Source organism: Neisseria chenwenguii (assembly GCF_002216145.1).
GTDB lineage: Bacteria > Pseudomonadota > Gammaproteobacteria > Burkholderiales > Neisseriaceae > Neisseria > Neisseria chenwenguii.
On record NZ_CP022278.1, the window covers coordinates 1,907,397 to 1,923,191 of the forward strand.

The following is a 15,795-nucleotide window of genomic DNA, read 5'->3' on the forward strand; positions in this document are numbered from 1 at the left end:
ACCCGTGATTGAGTGAGGACGTTTTTATGAACCAATCCAAATTGCTTTATTGGTCCATTACCGTGGCGCTGGCAGGTTTTCTGTTCGGCTTCGATACGGTGGTGATTTCAGGTGCCGACCAGGCTTTGCAGGAATTGTGGCAGAGTACGCCGAAATTCCACGGCATGGTGGTGATGGCTTCTGCCTTGTGGGGTACGGTTATCGGTGCGATCTTCGGCAGTGTGCCGACCGACAAATTCGGCCGTAAGAAAACGCTGATTGCCATCGGTGTTTTGTATGTGGTCGGCGCGCTCGGTTCGGCGCTGGTCAATGATCCGTGGACATTCGCCTTCTTCCGCTTTATCGGCGGCTTGGGTGTGGGCGCGTCAACCATCGCGGCGCCGGCTTATGTTTCGGAAATCGCGCCGGCTGAAAAACGCGGCCGTTTGGTGGCGATGTACCAGTTCAACATCGTATTCGGCATTTTGATTGCCTATCTGTCGAACTTCGTATTCTCCAGTTTGGATTTGGGTGCGAATACTTGGCGTTGGATGCTGGGTATTCAGGTTGTGCCCGCTGCAATTTACACGCTGATGGTTTTGGCGATTCCGATGTCGCCGCGCTGGCTGGCGATGAAAGGCCGTTATGCCGAGGCGCGTGATATTCTGTTGCAGATCGATCCGAATGCGGATGTGGCCGAGTTGGAAAAATCCGCCAAGGAGGAAAACGGTAAAACCGAAAGTCTGTGGCAGCGCAAATACCGCCTGCCGATTCTGTTGGCTTTTCTGATCGCGTTTTTCAACCAGTTTTCAGGCATTAATGCGTTTCTTTATTACGCCCCGCGTATTTTTGAAATCGCCGGTTTGGAAAAAAGCGCTGCGTTGCTGAGCAGCGTGGGTATCGGTATCGTCAACCTGATTTTCACCTTTGTCGGCCTTTCTCTGATCGACAAACTCGGCCGCCGCCAGCTGATGTATATCGGCTCGTTCGGTTACATTATTTCGCTGGGTTTGGTTTCGCTGGCGTTTTTCCAGCAATGGCAGGGTATGGCGGTTCCGCTGTTCTTCTTCCTGTTTATCGCGGCGCACGCTATCGGCCAGGGTACGGTCATTTGGGTATTTATCTCTGAGATTTTCCCCAGCCATCTGCGCGCACAAGGCCAGTCGCTCGGCAGTTCGACCCACTGGGTATTGGCAGCGGCCATTCCTGCGGCGATTCCGTTCTTGTTTGACAGCATCGGCGCAAGTTGGGTGTTTGTCTGCTTTACCGCGATGATGGTGTTGCAGCTTCTGTTTGTGATGACCATGATGCCCGAAACCAAAGGGGTGTCTTTGGAAGATTTGTCTAAATCTTTGATTAAGGAAGATTAAAATGAAAGTAACCAGTTTCGGCGAAGTGCTGTGGGACGATTTCCCGAGCGGCAAAGTATTGGGCGGTGCGCCGTTAAACGTCGTCGTGCGCCTGAAATCATTGGGCGTGGACGGCAGCGTCATCAGCCGTTACGGCAACGATGAAGACGGCAAAGAGCTGTTGCGCCAGATTGAAAGCAAAAACGTCAATACGGATTTGCTCCAAGTCTGCGACGAATGCCCGACCAGCCTTGTCAAAGTCACTTTGGACAAAAGCGGCAGCGCTTCATACGAAATTGTTTACCCCTGCGCGTGGGACAGAATCCGGGTGGAGGAAAAAACATTGGCGCGCGTTGCCGAGTCGGATGCCTTTATCTTCGGCAGCCTCGCCACCCGCGACGAAGTCTCCCGCGCGACTTTAGACAAACTGATTGACGCGGCGAAATTCAAGATTTTCGACGTCAACCTGCGCAAACCGCACTATGACACCGACCGCCTGCTGGCGACCATGAAAAAATCCGACATCGTGAAGCTTAACGACGACGAGCTTTATGAGTTGGCCGAAATTTACGGTTCGCCCTACCATTCCGTCGAACAGAATGTCGCCTATCTGGCCGAACTCACCGGCGTGAAAACCATCTGCGTGACGCTGGGCAGCCACGGCGCGGTTTTATATACGGACGACCGGTTTTACCGCCACAGCGGTTTCCGCGTCAAAGTGGCCGACACCGTCGGCTCGGGCGACAGCTTTTTGGGCGGCCTGACCTACAAACTGCTCAACCACGCCGACCCGCAGGAAGCGGTAACATTCGCTTGCGCACTCGGCGCGCTGGTCGCCTCCCGCCACGGCGCAACGCCCGAAATTTCATTGCAGGAAATCGAAACCTTTATGAATCCGGCTTAAGCGGGGTTCGGCAGGTTCAACCCAGAGGCCGTCTGAACAATTCAGACGGCCTTTTTCGGTTTTGGCCGTTTTCAAACAAGTAAAAAAACGGCGATACCTTTCGGTATCGCCTAAGCTGCTTTGGTGATGTAGAAAATGTTTGTCGGCGTTGAGGCCGTCTGAAATGTTTAATCCGAGGCTTTTCAAAAATCAAAAGGGCCGTCTGACTTCGGCTACACTCAGTGCAAGTGTTTCGGCTATGCTCAGCAACCGAATTTTCGCGGGCGTTATTCCTGCTCAGGAGGAAATGAAGCCGTTAGGATTAACCGTTTTCAAACGGCCTTTTGCGTTCGGCTGTTTGAGGCCGTCTGAAAACAAACTTATTTAACCGGCGCGGCGCAGCGAAAGCCTAAGTTATCCATCACATATTTGGATTGCAGGCTGGTACGGATGCCGTAGCGCAGGAAGGCGGCGTAGTTGCTCGGGTCGCTGGACCCGACGGCGGCGCCGCTGCAAAACATTTGGTTGGCGGACGATGAGGCGGCGGTAAGCTGGCTGCTGTTGAAGTCTTCCGTCCATTCCCAAATCAGACCGTGCATATCGTAGATGCCCCAATAGTTTGGCTGGCTTCGGCCGACGTTTTGCAGGCCTTTTTGGCGGCCGTAGGCGTACCAATCGAGGATGGTGCGGTTGTAGCCGGGTTCGAGTGCGCCGTTTTTCTGGGTGGCGGAGGCTTGGCCGGCAAATTCCCATTCGTCTATGGTGGGCAGGCGTTTGCCTTGTGCGGTGCAGTAGGCGTTGGCGGCAAACCAAGAGACGTTGGTTACGGGGTGTTTGAGGTCGGTGGCTTTGGGGGCGTAGCTGTCGCCGCCGTTTTTAATCCAATGCTTGAGGTAGGCGGCTTCGGCCTGTTTGCTGCTGATTTTGCCTTTTTTCCATTGCGGGTGTTTGTTGAGGAAGGCGGCAAATTCGGCGTTGGTTACGGGGTATTTGTCGATTTTGTAGGCGCCGACGGTAATCATCGGGGTGTCTTTTTTGAGGTAAAGCGGGCGGTAGGTGCCGCCGTCGATTTTAACCATGTCGGACGCTGCTGCGCCGCCACAGGCGAGCAGAGTGCTGAGAAACAGGATACGGATGGTGTTCATGGCGTTGCTCTTTATTGAAATGGTTGCGGATGTGTGCGGCCGTCTGAAAATATCCATACCGGTTTTCAGACGGCATCTGTTTTATTGTTTCGCGCGTTCGGCGGCAACGTCTGCGGCGCTGATTTGCCCGCCTGCGTTGCCGAAGCTGTTGAGGATGTAGGTGGCGGCGTTGGCGGTGTCTTCGTCGTTGAGGGCGATGGAGAACATGGTGCCGTTGTAGGTTTTGCCGTTGACGGTAATTTGGCCGTTCACGCCGTTGATCACGGCTTGGACGATTTTTTTCGGGTCTTTGGCGAAGTAGTCGGCTTTGGCAAGCGGCGGGAACATGCCTTCTCTGCCCAAGCCTTCTGCGCCATGGCAGGCGATGCAGTTTTTTTCATACACGGCTTTGCCGAGTTTGATTTGTTTGCTGAGGCCGTCTGAAACATTAGCGGCGGCGGAACTTGCGGTTGCAGGCGTTTGCACAGCGGAGGCGGACGGCGGGGCGGCGGGCGCGGAGGCGGCTTTTTCAGACGGCCTGTCACCGCAGGCTGTCAGGGTGAGGGCTGAAACGACCCATGCGGTGCAGTATCGGTGTTTCATATGTGTTCCTTAATTAATATAGTGAAATAAAATAAAAAACCTACTTCGTTGGCTGCGGCCGGGCTCAAAGAGGACGATTCACTAAGGCGCTGAAGCGCCAAGTTCATCTGTGCCGTACTACCCGTACTGTCTGTGCTTTGCCGCCTTGTATCTTTCTTATTTTATTTCACTATACATTGTAATTATTATGGATACCGACTCAAAAAAACAAACCGGCCGAATTTGCGCTGCGCTGTTTTGCTTTTTTGAATGGATATTTGCGGGAAAAGCCACTGTTATCTTTGAATCAGCCAAAGACGACAGTGGCTTTTTACAGCTTTACACTGTTACAGCTTATTTCGCTGCCGATGCGCCTGAAGCCGGAGCGGCAGGGGCTACTGATGCGGCCGCACCTGAAGCTGCTGCGGACGCTGCGCCGGAAGCGGCGGCAGGAGCAGGCTGGTAAGCGGTGTCGCTCAGTTTTTTGGTCATGATTTCAGGGTTTTCTTCGCCCTCTACTTTCAGTTGACCCAATGCGCCTTTGTTGAACGCGCGGAAGATGGAGTGGTCAACCAAGGTGTAGCTGCCCGGAATATCGACTTTGAATTCGATGATGGCGGCGCCGCCGGCAGGAATCACGGTACTTTGAACGTTTTCGTTAATCAGTTTACCGCCTTCGACATAAACTTTGTCGAAGATTTCGCCGATGACGTGGAACGACGATACCAAGTTCGGGCCGCCGTTACCAACGTACATACGGACGGTTTCGCCTGCTTTGGCTTTCAGTGCGTTGTCGCCGGCGATTGAGCCTACGTGGCCGTTGAATACGACGTATTCAGGCGCTTCGGCAACGGCTTTGTCCATATCGAAGGCTTGCAGGCCTTGTGCGCCGTATTTGCCTTTGGTGTAGAAGTCGCCTTGTACGATGTAGAACTCTTTATCCACTTTCGGCAGACCTTCTTTAGGCTCGACCAAAATCAGACCGTACATACCGTTGGCGATGTGCATGCCTACGGGCGCAACGGCACAGTGGTAGATGTAGAGGCCGGATTGCAGCGCTTTGAAGCTGAAAGTAGAAGTGCGGCCCGGTGCGGTAAACGAGGCTTCGGCACCGCCGCCTTGGCCGGTCGCGGCGTGGAAGTCCACGTTGTGCGGTACGGTTGAAGACGGATTGTTAGAGAATTCGACCTCAACGGTATCGCCTTCGCGTACACGGATCATCTGGCCCGGAACGTCGCCGTTGAATGTCCAGTAGTGGTAGTCAACGCCGTCGGCCATTTTCATAGTTTTTTCGACGGTTTCCATTTTCACGCGGACTTTAGCCGGAGTGGTGCGGTCTGTCGGCGGAGGAACTTCCGGCGCGTGGGTGGTTACTGCGTCGATAACGGGCAGCTCGGAGGAGGGTACGTCAGAAGCAGCCTGTTCGCCTGATGCAGCAGAAGCGGGGGCTTCCGAGGCGGCGGGCGTCGAAGCGTCAGCCGGTTTTTCCGCAGCTTGTTGTCCGCAAGCAGCTAAAGCAAATACGGAGGCAATGATTGCAGCTAAAGTTTGGCGTTTCATTTGATGTTCCTTTAGTTGAATGGAAAGGGGGTTGAGTTTGGAGGCATTATGTAGTCGGACGTTTTTACTTATCTTGACTTAAGTCAATTAATTCATCAAATGTGAACATTTGTCTTTAGAAATACTACTTAATGGTTAGTTTCTGATAGGTCGAACCGGTTAAATTTTAAAATTTAGACGTCAAGAATCCGGTATCTGGTCGGAATGTTTCAGAGAATTACGAATAAATTTGACTAATAACAAGGAATTAACTTAAAGCATACGGGAGCAAGCATTCTTTTACGGTATAATTCATGCTACAATCTTTAACATTCATATTTTATGAATTAAATTAAAAGACCACTTTTACCAAAAAAGAAGGAGTTCTGAAAATGGGACAGTACAAAAAGCTCTGGTATCTGCTTTTTGCAGTGCTTGCAGTTTGTTTTACCATTCTCGGCTATATGGGCAGCGAGGTGTATAAAAAAGCACCGCCTTATCCCGAGAAAGTCGTAACGGCTTCAGGCAAAGTTTTGATGACCAAAGACGACATTCTGGCGGGGCAGTCTGCATGGCAGACGACCGGCGGTATGGAAGTCGGCTCGGTATTGGGCCACGGCGCCTACCAAGCCCCCGACTGGACGGCCGACTGGCTGCACCGCGAATTGGTGGCATGGTTGGACATCACTTCCCAAGAAGTTTACGGCAAAAAATTTGCTGAAATTTCCAAAGAAGAGCAGGCCGTTTTGAAAACCCGTCTGGCCGACGAATACCGCGAACAGAGCCGTATTAAAGAAGACGGCAGCGTCGTCATCAGCGACACCCGCGCCAAAGCCATCGAAGCCATCACGCCTTACTACACCGGCGTTTACGGCGACGATCCGGCGTATCTGCAAACCCGCGTTCATTTTGCAATGAAAAACAACACATTGCCGAGCGCAGAGGCGCGTCAGAAACTCTTCAACTTCTTCTTTTGGACTTCATGGTCGGCTTCCGCCAACCGTCCGGGCGAGACTTTCACTTACACCAACAACTGGCCGCACGAGCCTTTGATCAACAATGTGCCGACGACCGAAAACTATATGTGGTCGTTTACCAGCGTTGTGTTGCTTTTGATGGGCATCGGTTTGCTGATGTGGGGTTATTCGTTCCTGACCAAACACGAAGAAATCGAAACGCCGTCTGAAGATCCGCTGTCTAAAGTCCAGCTTACCCCGTCGCAAAAAGCGCTGGGCAAATACGTCTTCCTGACCGTTGCCCTGTTTGTCGTACAGGTATTGTTGGGCGGCCTGACCGCGCACTACACCGTCGAAGGCCAGGGTTTCTACGGCATCGACAAAGCGCTGGGCTTTGAAATGGCCGACTGGTTCCCCTATGCGCTGACCCGTACTTGGCACATCCAATCTGCGATTTTCTGGATCGCCACAGGCTTCCTGACCGCAGGTCTGTTCCTTGCACCAATCGTAAACGGCGGCAAGGATCCGAAATTCCAACGCGCAGGCGTGAATTTCCTCTACATCGCGCTGTTTATCGTGGTGGGCGGTTCATACGCCGGCAACTTCTTCGCGCTGACCCACGTCATTCCGCCCGAATTCAACTTCTGGTTCGGCCATCAGGGTTACGAATACCTCGATTTGGGCCGCTTCTGGCAGCTTCTGCTGATGGTCGGCCTCCTGCTGTGGCTGTTCCTGATGTTGCGCTGTACCGTTTCCGCCTTTAAAGAAAAAGGCACCGACAAAAACCTGCTGGCGATTTTCGTAGCCTCCATGGTCGGTGTGGGTGCGTTCTACGCACCGGGCTTGTTCTACGGCGAAAAATCCCCGATTGCCGTCATGGAATACTGGCGCTGGTGGGTGGTTCACCTGTGGGTAGAAGGCTTCTTCGAAGTATTCGCCACCGCCGCATTTGCCTTTATTTTCTACAACATGGGCTTTGTACGCCGCAGCACCGCAACCGCTTCTACGCTGGCTGCCGCCGCCATCTTCATGCTCGGCGGCATCCCGGGTACGCTGCACCACCTCTACTTCTCCGGTTCGACCTCAGCCTCTATGGCTATCGGCGCCTGCTTCTCCGCGCTGGAAGTTGTACCGCTGGTACTGCTCGGCCGCGAAGCCTATGAACACTGGTCTTACCAGCACCTTGCCCCGTGGGCGAAACGCCTGCGCTGGCCGCTGATGTGCTTCGTTGCCGTGGCGTTCTGGAACATGATCGGTGCCGGCGTATTCGGCTTCCTGATCAACCCGCCGGTTTCCCTGTTCTACATCCAAGGTCTGAACACCACCGCAGTACACGCCCACGCAGCGCTGTTCGGTGTGTACGGTTTCTTGGCACTGGGCTTCGTTTTGCTGGTTGCCCGCTACCTGAAACCCGACGTCGAATTTGACGACAAACTGATGACCTGGGGCTTCTGGCTGCTCAACGGCGGCTTGGCCGGCATGATCGCCATCAGCCTGCTGCCTGTCGGCGCCATCCAAGCCTACGCCAGCATCACCGAAGGTTTGTGGTACGCCCGCAGCGAAGAATTCCTGCAAATGGAAATCCTCGATACCCTGCGCTGGGTACGCACCGCAGCCGACTTGATCTTCATCGGCGGTGCCGTCTGCGTCGCATGGCAGGCAACCAAAATCGTCTTCAGCCGCAGCAAATAAGCTGAAAGCTGATTAAACGGAACAAAGGCCGTCTGAATTGTCAGACGGCCTTTTTATTATTGTCGGAACAGGTTTGCTTTTTCAGACGGCTGATTGGCTTTACACTGAGTGTTTGAATGGATTTCATTTGTCAGGCCGTCTGAAAAGCGGTAGGTCGGATACTTGTATCCGGTATCCGACATGATGAAATTGCTTTGATATGTCGGATTCAAGAGTCCAGGCCGTCTGAAACGGTTAATCCTTCAAGCGACGTCATTCCCGCGCAGGCGGGAATCCACGGTTAAAAACAGGCAATATCTTGTTTTAACACAGTTTCAGAAAATCAAGCGTGGATTCCCGCCTGCGCGGGAATGACGTTTGTGAAAGTTTCAGACGGCCTTTTTGAATTTTGCAAAGGTATCGGCCTGTATTCCATTTCTCTCGAAAACTACAAAAACTGCGCCGCGCCGCGATTGGACAATTCATCCGCTTTTTCGTTTTCAGGATGCCCCGCATGGCCTTTGACCCACGCCCAGCGCACGTCGTGCTGCTGCACCAGTTCGTCCAGCGCCTTCCACAAATCGTCGTTTTTCACCGGCTGTTTCGACGCCGTTTTCCAGCCGTTTTTCTTCCAGTCGTGAATCCAGCTTTCCATGCCGTTTTTCACATATTGCGAGTCGGTGCAGATTTCCACCGTGCAGCGTCGTTTGAGTGATTTCAGCCCCTCGATGACCGCCGTCAGTTCCATACGGTTGTTGGTGGTTTGCGCTTCGCCGCCGAACAGCGTTTTTTCATGGCTGCCGTAGCGCATCAAAACGCCCCAGCCGCCCGCGCCGGGATTGCCTTTGCAGGCGCCGTCGGTATAGAGATAAACGGTTTTTTCCATAGCTGTTTCCGAAATTGAGGGTGGGGAGAATCATAACACAGGCCGTCTGAAAGATTTTTCAGACGGCCTGGTTTTATTTGCGGATACACAGTCGTTGTTAAAACCGCATACTTCATAATAACAAGGATTTAGAGTGAGTTTAATCACCGTTATTTCTTTTCTTCGTTAACAAGTTTGTTTCTGTGAAAATATGTCATCTGTGCGAGATGTCCCCCTAATGCAAATAGGGCAAATGTGCAAATTGCCGCTATACTTCGAAGCTGGCAACATCCTGATTTGAACCACCCCATTTCTGCTAAGGCGGCAATTGCTGCCATTGCATTGAAGTATTTTATTACTGCCATGAAATAGTATGCTGTTTTTAGTTACTGCTTTGTCATGAGATAGTTTCAGTTGAATTTTTACTAATGATAATTATTGTTTTTATATTGGTAAAAGTTTGTTTCGAACGAAATCAGTAGGAGGCTACCTGAAATTTTCGGATAAAGGCATTGGGTAAGGTCGCGTTCCAAGCATTGAAAAAACAGGCGTTTTTTTATACAATCATCTGCTTAAAATTCATCGGAGGCCGTCTGAACCATCTCGGTTACTGAGCGTAGTCGAAGTATTTCAGACGGCCTTGTCTGTTTCCCCCAAGCCTACTATTGTTTTAAAACAAAGACCGAACCATGTCCGAAATCCTCGACCAAGTGCGCCGCCGACGCACCTTCGCCATCATTTCCCACCCCGACGCGGGTAAAACCACGCTCACCGAAAAGCTGCTGCTGTTTTCGGGCGCGATTCAGAGTGCGGGCACGGTCAAGGGTAAGAAAACGGGCAAATTCGCCACTTCCGACTGGATGGAAATCGAGAAGCAGCGCGGCATTTCCGTGGCGTCATCCGTGATGCAGTTCGACTACAAAGACCACACCGTCAACCTGCTCGACACGCCCGGCCACCAAGACTTTTCGGAAGACACCTACCGCGTACTTACCGCCGTGGACAGCGCGCTGATGGTCATCGACGCGGCCAAAGGCGTGGAGGCGCAGACCATCAAGCTGTTGAACGTCTGCCGCCTGCGCAACACGCCCATCGTAACCTTCATGAACAAATACGACCGTGAGGTGCGCGATTCGCTGGAATTGCTCGACGAAGTGGAAAGCATCCTGAAAATCCGTTGCGCGCCCGTGACTTGGCCGATCGGCATGGGCAAAAACTTCAAGGGCGTGTACCACATTCTGAACGACGAAGTGTATTTATTCGACGCGGGCGGCGAGAAGCTGCCGCATGAATTCGAGATTGTCCAAGGCATAGACAATCCGCGTTTGGACGAACTGTTTCCGCTGGAAATGGAAAACCTGCGCGCCGAAATCGAATTGGTGCAGGCTGCGTCGAACGAGTTTGATTTGGAAGAGTTTTTGGCGGGCGAACTCACGCCCGTGTTCTTCGGTTCGGCGATTAACAATTTCGGCATTCAGGAAATTTTAAACTCGCTCATCGATTGGGCACCCGCACCGAAAGGCCGCGACGCGACCGTGCGCGAAGTGATGCCGTCTGAAGAAAAATTTTCCGGTTTCGTGTTCAAAATCCAGGCCAATATGGATCCGAAACACCGCGACCGCATCGCTTTTCTGCGCGTGTGTTCCGGCAAATTCGAGCGCGGCATGAAGATGAAACACCTGCGCATCAACCGCGACATCGCCGCCAGCAGCGTGGTCACGTTTATGTCGCACGACCGCGAGCTGGTGGAAGAAGCCTACGCGGGCGACATCATCGGCATCCCGAACCACGGCAACATCCAAATCGGCGACAGTTTTTCCGAAGGCGAACAGCTGGCGTTTACTGGCATTCCGTTTTTTGCACCCGAACTGTTCCGCAGCGTGCGCATCAAAAACCCGCTGAAAATCAAGCAGCTGCAAAAAGGCTTGCAGCAGCTCGGCGAGGAAGGCGCGGTGCAGGTGTTCAAACCGCATTCGGGCGCGGATTTGATTTTGGGCGCGGTGGGCGTGTTGCAGTTTGAAGTCGTAACCTCGCGGCTGGCCGCCGAATACGGTGTGGAAGCGGTTTTCGACACCGTGTCCATCTGGTCGGCGCGCTGGGTGTCGTGCGACGACAAGAAAAAGCTGGCCGAGTTTGAAAAAGCCAACGCCGCCAACCTTTCCATCGACGCAGGCGGCAACCTCGCCTACCTCGCGCCCAACCGCGTGAACCTGAATTTAACGCAGGAACGCTGGCTGGACATCGTGTTCCACGAAACGCGCGAACATGCTGTGAATCTGAACGCGTAAATCAAGTTAGGCCGTCTGAAAAATTTTACGGCTTTCGTATTTTCAGACGGCCTGCTTTAACTTTTACCAACCATTTTTTCAACACAATCAAACCACTATGGAAAAACACACTTCATCAAACGCTGAAATGGCCGTCCGCCAAAACATTTTCAGCCGGCTGATTTTTGCCAGCCGCTGGCTGCAACTGCCGATTTACCTCGGCCTGATTGCCGTGCAGGCGATTTATTCGTATAAGTTTTTGAAATCACTTTGGAATCTTATCGTCAATCTCGGTGCGATGGACGAAAATGCCATCATGCTCGCCGTCCTCAGCCTGATTGACGTCGTGATGATTGCCAACCTTTTGGTCATGGTGTTGATTGGCGGTTATGAAACTTTCGTTTCCAAACTGCGCGTTGACGACCACCCCGACCAGCCCGAATGGCTGAGCCACGTCAACGCTTCGGTGTTGAAAGTGAAACTTTCGATGGCGATTATCAGCATTTCATCCATCCACCTGCTGCAAACCTTTATCAACGCCGATCAAGTCGCCGAACATACTATTTTTTGGCAGCTCATGCTGCATTTGGGCTTCCTCGTTTCCGCGCTGGCAATGGCTTGGACGGACAAAATCGTGTACAGCACCTCGCACAAGGTGCATTGAGGCCGTCTGAAAGTCCGGATTGGTTTTTGAATAAGGCCGTCTGAATTTTGATTACTGAGTAACCAAAATTCAGACGGCCTGTTTGCTGCATAGTACCTGTTTATTTTTCAGACGGCATGATTGCGTTCAAATGCCTTGATGTCTTCCACTTTCGGCGCATAAGCACTTGACCGGTCATGACGCAAATCCAGCCAAATATCCACTAATGCCCACGCCGCCGGCCGGCGCGGCGATCACGTTTTTCCCCATACACAGAATTTGTGCATCGTAATTTTCCACCGAACCTTTGACCGACAGCAAATCATGCGCCGTCGCGGCGCGCGCACCGCTGACTTTGTTAGCGGCAATCGCCGTTCCTACGCCGGTGCCGCAAATCAAAATGGCGCGGTCTGCTTCTCCTTCGGCAACTGCCTGTGCGGCGGCAAAGGAGAGCTGCGGATAGCCGGCGTTGTTGTCGGATAAATCGGTCAGGCTTTCGACACGGGAATCTTGTTCCAAACGGATTTTGAGCGCATCTTTCAGAATTTCGCCGTTAGACGGCGCGGCAATAATCAAACGCATAACCTTACTTTGCTGAATTTTTAGGTTTTTTTCACTTTACGCCTTTGACTTTTGATTTTCAAGCCGTTTTTTCAGACGGCATATGCTTTGATTTTGGCATGGTTTTCCTTAAAATACGCTTTCCCGCTCATTGTGCGTGGGTATTTTTTATTTTTTAAGGAAATCATATGATTAACCAAGTAAATGCAGTCCGCCATTGGGCGGATGCCAACCAAAACACTGCGTTTTGGCTGAAAACCGTGCTGGGCGCGAATCTGATTGCGGTGTTGGCGCAGTTTGCCGTGCCGCTGCCGTTTGTTTCGATTACCTTGCAGTCTATGGGCGTGCTGCTGATCGGTTTTGCGTTGGGGCGCAAAGCGGGCGTGGCAGCGGTGTTGCTGTATCTGCTTGAAGGTGCGATGGGGTTGCCGGTGTTTGCGGGCGGCAAAGCGGGTTTTGCCGTGTTGACGGGATCGTCTGGCGGCTATCTGTTCGGCTATGCTGCGATGGCGTTTGTGTTGGGTTGGGCGAGCGACAAAGGCGCGCTGAAATCGGTTTGGAAAACCGTGGCAGCGGGCTTGGTCGGTACGGCGGCGATGTACGCGCTGGGCTTGGCGCAGCTTTCGCTGTTTGTGCCCGAGGGTAAGGTTTTAGCATACGGCCTGTATCCGTTTGTGGCCGGCGATATTCTGAAAGCCGTTGCCGCCGCGTTTCTGCTGGCGCCGACTTACCGCTTCTTTAAGAAGTTTTGATTGAAACAGGCCGTCTGAATCGGTTGCTGAGCGCAGTCGAAGTGCAGACGGTCTTTAATGTAATGAATATGTTGGAAAAAATCTTCGAGCGTTTGGCTTCGGTGCAAACGCTGGCCTTTGCCTCGCAAAGCCTTTCCGGTTCGAAAATGGATTGGAACTGCACGGGTGAGGGCGAAACCGAAGTCGTGCGCGCGGGTAATCTGCTGACGTTCCGCGACCGCTTCCGCCTCGATACAGGGCGCGTGTGCCGCGATGAAAAACAATGGCGGCTGTTTTCAGACGGCCTTGAGTTTTTCCACTACCGCAATCAGGTGTTTGAACGGATTTTCACTTTCCGCGAATGCGGCGGGGGCATCGAGGCCGAACAGCCGTATGCCTGCATGCCCGACGATTACTTCGGCGAATTGTTTTCAGACGGCACGTCGGTGACGCTGACCATCAAAATCGTCGGAACGCGCAAGAATGAAGTGATACGGTATGTTTACCGTTGAGAAAAAAACGTGTCGGATTCGGCACGTTTTTTTGGTTTACAGGGTGAGGGCGAACCCACCATTATGATGCCGTCTGAAACTGAAAACGGTCGTCTGAAAATTTTGAATCATGGTGGGTTTACCCACCCTGCGAGGTTTCGGCATTTCAGACGGCATGGACGACTTTCAGCCGAGAGGCGGATTTTGCCGTAGGGTGGGTGTGAATCCACCATTATGATGCCGTCTGAAGCTGAAAACGGTGACCTGAAAATTTTGAATGGAGGGTTTACACCCACTCTGCAGGTTTTTGTCTGTCTGAAAATTCTGAATGAGCGACGAGTTTACACCCACCCCGCAAGTTCCTGAAACTTTTCAGACGACCAAATCCCGGGCGAATTTTCCGATAAACAGGCAGAGCAAGACCATGAATCCGTAGCGTAGAAATTTTGTGCCGCCGCGGATAGCGAGGCGTGCGCCGATGATGCCGCCGCAGAGGTTGGCCGCAGCCAGCGGCAGCGCCCATGTCCAGACGACGTGGCCGTTGGGAATGAAAAAGGTAAGGGCGGCGAGGTTGGTGGTGGTGTTGATGACTTTGGCCGAGGCGCTGGCGGCGAGGAAGTCGTAGCCGTAAAAGCGCACGAATACAAAAGCCAGCAGGCTGCCTGTTCCCGGCCCGAAAATGCCGTCGTAAAAGCCGATGAGTGCGCCGAAAAACAAGCCCCAAAACAGCTCGCGGCGGGTCAGCGCGGCGGTACGCGCGGTCTGCCCCAAATCTTTTTTGAAAAAAGTGTAGAGAAACATCGCCACCATCACGGCGAGCATGGCAGGTTTCATGTATTGCACGGGAAAATACGCCGCGGATTTTGCACCCAGATAAGACATGGCAAACGCCAAAATCGCGGCGGGCAACAGCATTTTCCACGGCACGGCGATTTTGCGCACATATTGCCACGTTGCGGTAAATGTGCCCGAAAACGAGGCGACTTTGCCCACACCCAACACGGTCGGCACAGGCGTGTTGGGCGGTAATACGTTGAACATTCCGGGAATCTGCAACAGCCCGCCGCCGCCGACCGCCGCGTCCATCAGGCCGGCGAGAAAGCAGATGACGATAAGAAAATAGAGTGTGGTTTCCATGAGTTTTTTGGCAAACAGGCCGTCTGTACTTCGACTGCGCTCAGCAACCGATTCAGACGGCCTGTAAAGATTAAACGGCCAGCGGTGCGCCATGTTGTATAGTTGATTAAAATTGCAATGATACGGCGTTGCCAACGCCCTTATGTACTATTCGTGCAGTGCGGGCGTTGCCGCCTTGCCTCATTTTTATTTTAATCAACTATAGCGTTTTTCCAAACGCAGGAACATCCAGCCGAGCAGGGTGGTCGTCGCCAGATAAATCAGCGCAACGGCGTAGAGCGGTTCTTCGTAGATGGAATAGCGGCCGGAAATGGTGTTCTGCACGTAAGCCAGCTCGGCTACAGCAATGGCGGACAGCAGCGAGCTGTCTTTCAAAAGCGTGATAAATTCGTTGGCCAGCGGCGGCAGCATACGGCGCAGCGCCTGCGGCAGAATCACATAACGCATCGCCTGCGGATAAGTCAGGCCGAGCGAGCGGGCGGCTTCGATTTGGCCTTTGTCGATGGATTGGATGCCGGCGCGGAAGATTTCGGTGATGTAGGCGCCCGCGTTCACCATCAAGGCCAGGGTACCCGCGATCAGTGCGCCGTAGCCGCGGCGCAGCTCAACCGCCAAATCGCCGCTGACAATCAAGCCGTCAACGGGGTGGATCAGCGCGACCACCCAAACGTAATACCAAATGAAAATTTGTACAAACAAAGGCGTACCGCGGAACAGCGTGACATACAGCAATGAAAGGTGGCGGAACACCCAAGCCAGCGCGCGCATGGCGGCGCCGCCTTTTTCAAAGCGCATCAGCCGCGCCAGTGCGCCGAAGAGCCCCAATACCGTGCCGCCCAGCGTGGCGACGAAGGTCAGCCCCAGCGTCGTCAGCGCGCCGTAGAAAAACATCCAACGGTATTCATAAAGAACGTCAAAACGAAAATCCATATCCGCTTACCTTGTGGCGGAGCGCGCGGCTCCGATAAATCCGGTCAAAGAAAGGGGGCATTTTACAAGAAAATACACAGGCTGAAT

14 protein-coding genes and 1 pseudogene are annotated in these 15,795 nt (G+C 53.0%); 7 read left to right on the forward strand and 8 right to left on the reverse strand.

What is annotated here, in order from left to right:
• The first annotated feature begins 26 nt into the window (after window positions 1-26).
• Both BG910_RS09345 and BG910_RS09350 read left to right on the forward strand, forming a co-directional pair.
• On the forward strand, window positions 27-1,349 hold the full coding sequence (locus tag BG910_RS09345; protein ID WP_089036600.1) for a sugar porter family MFS transporter: 1,323 nt from the start codon (window positions 27-29) through the stop codon (window positions 1,347-1,349).
• Between the two features lies 1 nt (window position 1,350).
• Window positions 1,351-2,232 carry a carbohydrate kinase family protein gene (locus BG910_RS09350; RefSeq protein ID WP_089036601.1) on the forward strand — a complete coding sequence of 294 codons (882 nt, stop codon included), beginning with the start codon at window positions 1,351-1,353 and terminating at the stop codon, window positions 2,230-2,232.
• Between the two features lie 359 nt (window positions 2,233-2,591).
• Here the strand turns inward: BG910_RS09350 and BG910_RS09360 are convergent, their stop codons facing one another.
• The 3 genes from BG910_RS09360 to nirK form a co-directional block, all read right to left on the reverse strand.
• On the reverse strand, window positions 2,592-3,356 hold the full coding sequence (locus BG910_RS09360) for a formylglycine-generating enzyme family protein (RefSeq protein ID WP_089036603.1): 765 nt from the start codon (window positions 3,354-3,356) through the stop codon (window positions 2,592-2,594).
• Between the two features lie 81 nt (window positions 3,357-3,437).
• A complete protein-coding gene (locus BG910_RS09365; protein ID WP_089036604.1) occupies window positions 3,438-3,938 on the reverse strand; it encodes a c-type cytochrome in 501 nt (166 codons plus the stop codon).
• A 333-nt stretch (window positions 3,939-4,271) separates the two neighbouring features.
• Window positions 4,272-5,477: a copper-containing nitrite reductase gene (nirK, locus tag BG910_RS09370; RefSeq protein ID WP_089036605.1), complete on the reverse strand. Its 1,206-nt coding sequence runs from the start codon at window positions 5,475-5,477 to the stop codon at window positions 4,272-4,274.
• A gap of 371 nt (window positions 5,478-5,848) precedes the next feature.
• Between nirK and BG910_RS09375 the strand changes: the two genes are divergently transcribed.
• The gene (locus BG910_RS09375; protein WP_089036606.1) at window positions 5,849-8,104 is read left to right on the forward strand and encodes a nitric-oxide reductase large subunit; all 2,256 of its coding nucleotides are present in this window, start codon (window positions 5,849-5,851) and stop codon (window positions 8,102-8,104) included.
• Window positions 8,105-8,160: 56 nt separating this feature from the next.
• Here the strand turns inward: BG910_RS09375 and BG910_RS13030 are convergent, their stop codons facing one another.
• Together BG910_RS13030 and rnhA are read right to left on the reverse strand one after the other, a co-directional pair.
• Window positions 8,161-8,286, reverse strand: a complete 126-nt coding sequence (locus BG910_RS13030) for a hypothetical protein (protein ID WP_267897795.1) — start codon at window positions 8,284-8,286, stop codon at window positions 8,161-8,163.
• A 245-nt stretch (window positions 8,287-8,531) separates the two neighbouring features.
• Window positions 8,532-8,969, reverse strand: coding sequence for a ribonuclease HI (gene rnhA, locus BG910_RS09380; RefSeq protein ID WP_089036607.1), 438 nt, complete (start codon window positions 8,967-8,969; stop codon window positions 8,532-8,534).
• 668 nt (window positions 8,970-9,637) lie between these two features.
• Between rnhA and BG910_RS09385 the strand changes: the two genes are divergently transcribed.
• Together BG910_RS09385 and BG910_RS09390 are read left to right on the forward strand one after the other, a co-directional pair.
• Window positions 9,638-11,236 (forward strand): peptide chain release factor 3, encoded by a 1,599-nt coding sequence (locus tag BG910_RS09385; RefSeq protein WP_089036608.1) that lies wholly within the window; start codon window positions 9,638-9,640, stop codon window positions 11,234-11,236.
• 97 nt (window positions 11,237-11,333) lie between these two features.
• On the forward strand, window positions 11,334-11,879 hold the full coding sequence (locus BG910_RS09390; RefSeq protein ID WP_089036609.1) for a TIGR00645 family protein: 546 nt from the start codon (window positions 11,334-11,336) through the stop codon (window positions 11,877-11,879).
• 107 nt (window positions 11,880-11,986) lie between these two features.
• Here BG910_RS09390 and BG910_RS09395 read toward each other — a convergent pair.
• Window positions 11,987-12,440: pseudogene (locus BG910_RS09395) on the reverse strand (RpiB/LacA/LacB family sugar-phosphate isomerase).
• Window positions 12,441-12,607: 167 nt separating this feature from the next.
• Between BG910_RS09395 and BG910_RS09400 the strand changes: the two are divergent.
• Both BG910_RS09400 and BG910_RS09405 read left to right on the forward strand, forming a co-directional pair.
• Entirely contained in the window at window positions 12,608-13,171 is a 564-nt protein-coding gene (locus tag BG910_RS09400) for a biotin transporter BioY (RefSeq protein ID WP_089036610.1), read from the forward strand.
• A 62-nt stretch (window positions 13,172-13,233) separates the two neighbouring features.
• Window positions 13,234-13,662: a hypothetical protein gene (locus tag BG910_RS09405; protein WP_123805666.1), complete on the forward strand. Its 429-nt coding sequence runs from the start codon at window positions 13,234-13,236 to the stop codon at window positions 13,660-13,662.
• Window positions 13,663-14,013: 351 nt separating this feature from the next.
• On the opposite strand, the gene BG910_RS09410 is transcribed toward BG910_RS09405, so the two are convergent.
• Both BG910_RS09410 and BG910_RS09415 read right to left on the reverse strand, forming a co-directional pair.
• Entirely contained in the window at window positions 14,014-14,778 is a 765-nt protein-coding gene (locus BG910_RS09410) for a sulfite exporter TauE/SafE family protein (RefSeq protein WP_089037224.1), read from the reverse strand.
• A gap of 195 nt (window positions 14,779-14,973) precedes the next feature.
• The gene (locus tag BG910_RS09415; RefSeq protein ID WP_089036612.1) at window positions 14,974-15,708 is read right to left on the reverse strand and encodes an amino acid ABC transporter permease; all 735 of its coding nucleotides are present in this window, start codon (window positions 15,706-15,708) and stop codon (window positions 14,974-14,976) included.
• Between the last annotated feature and the right edge of the window lie 87 nt (window positions 15,709-15,795).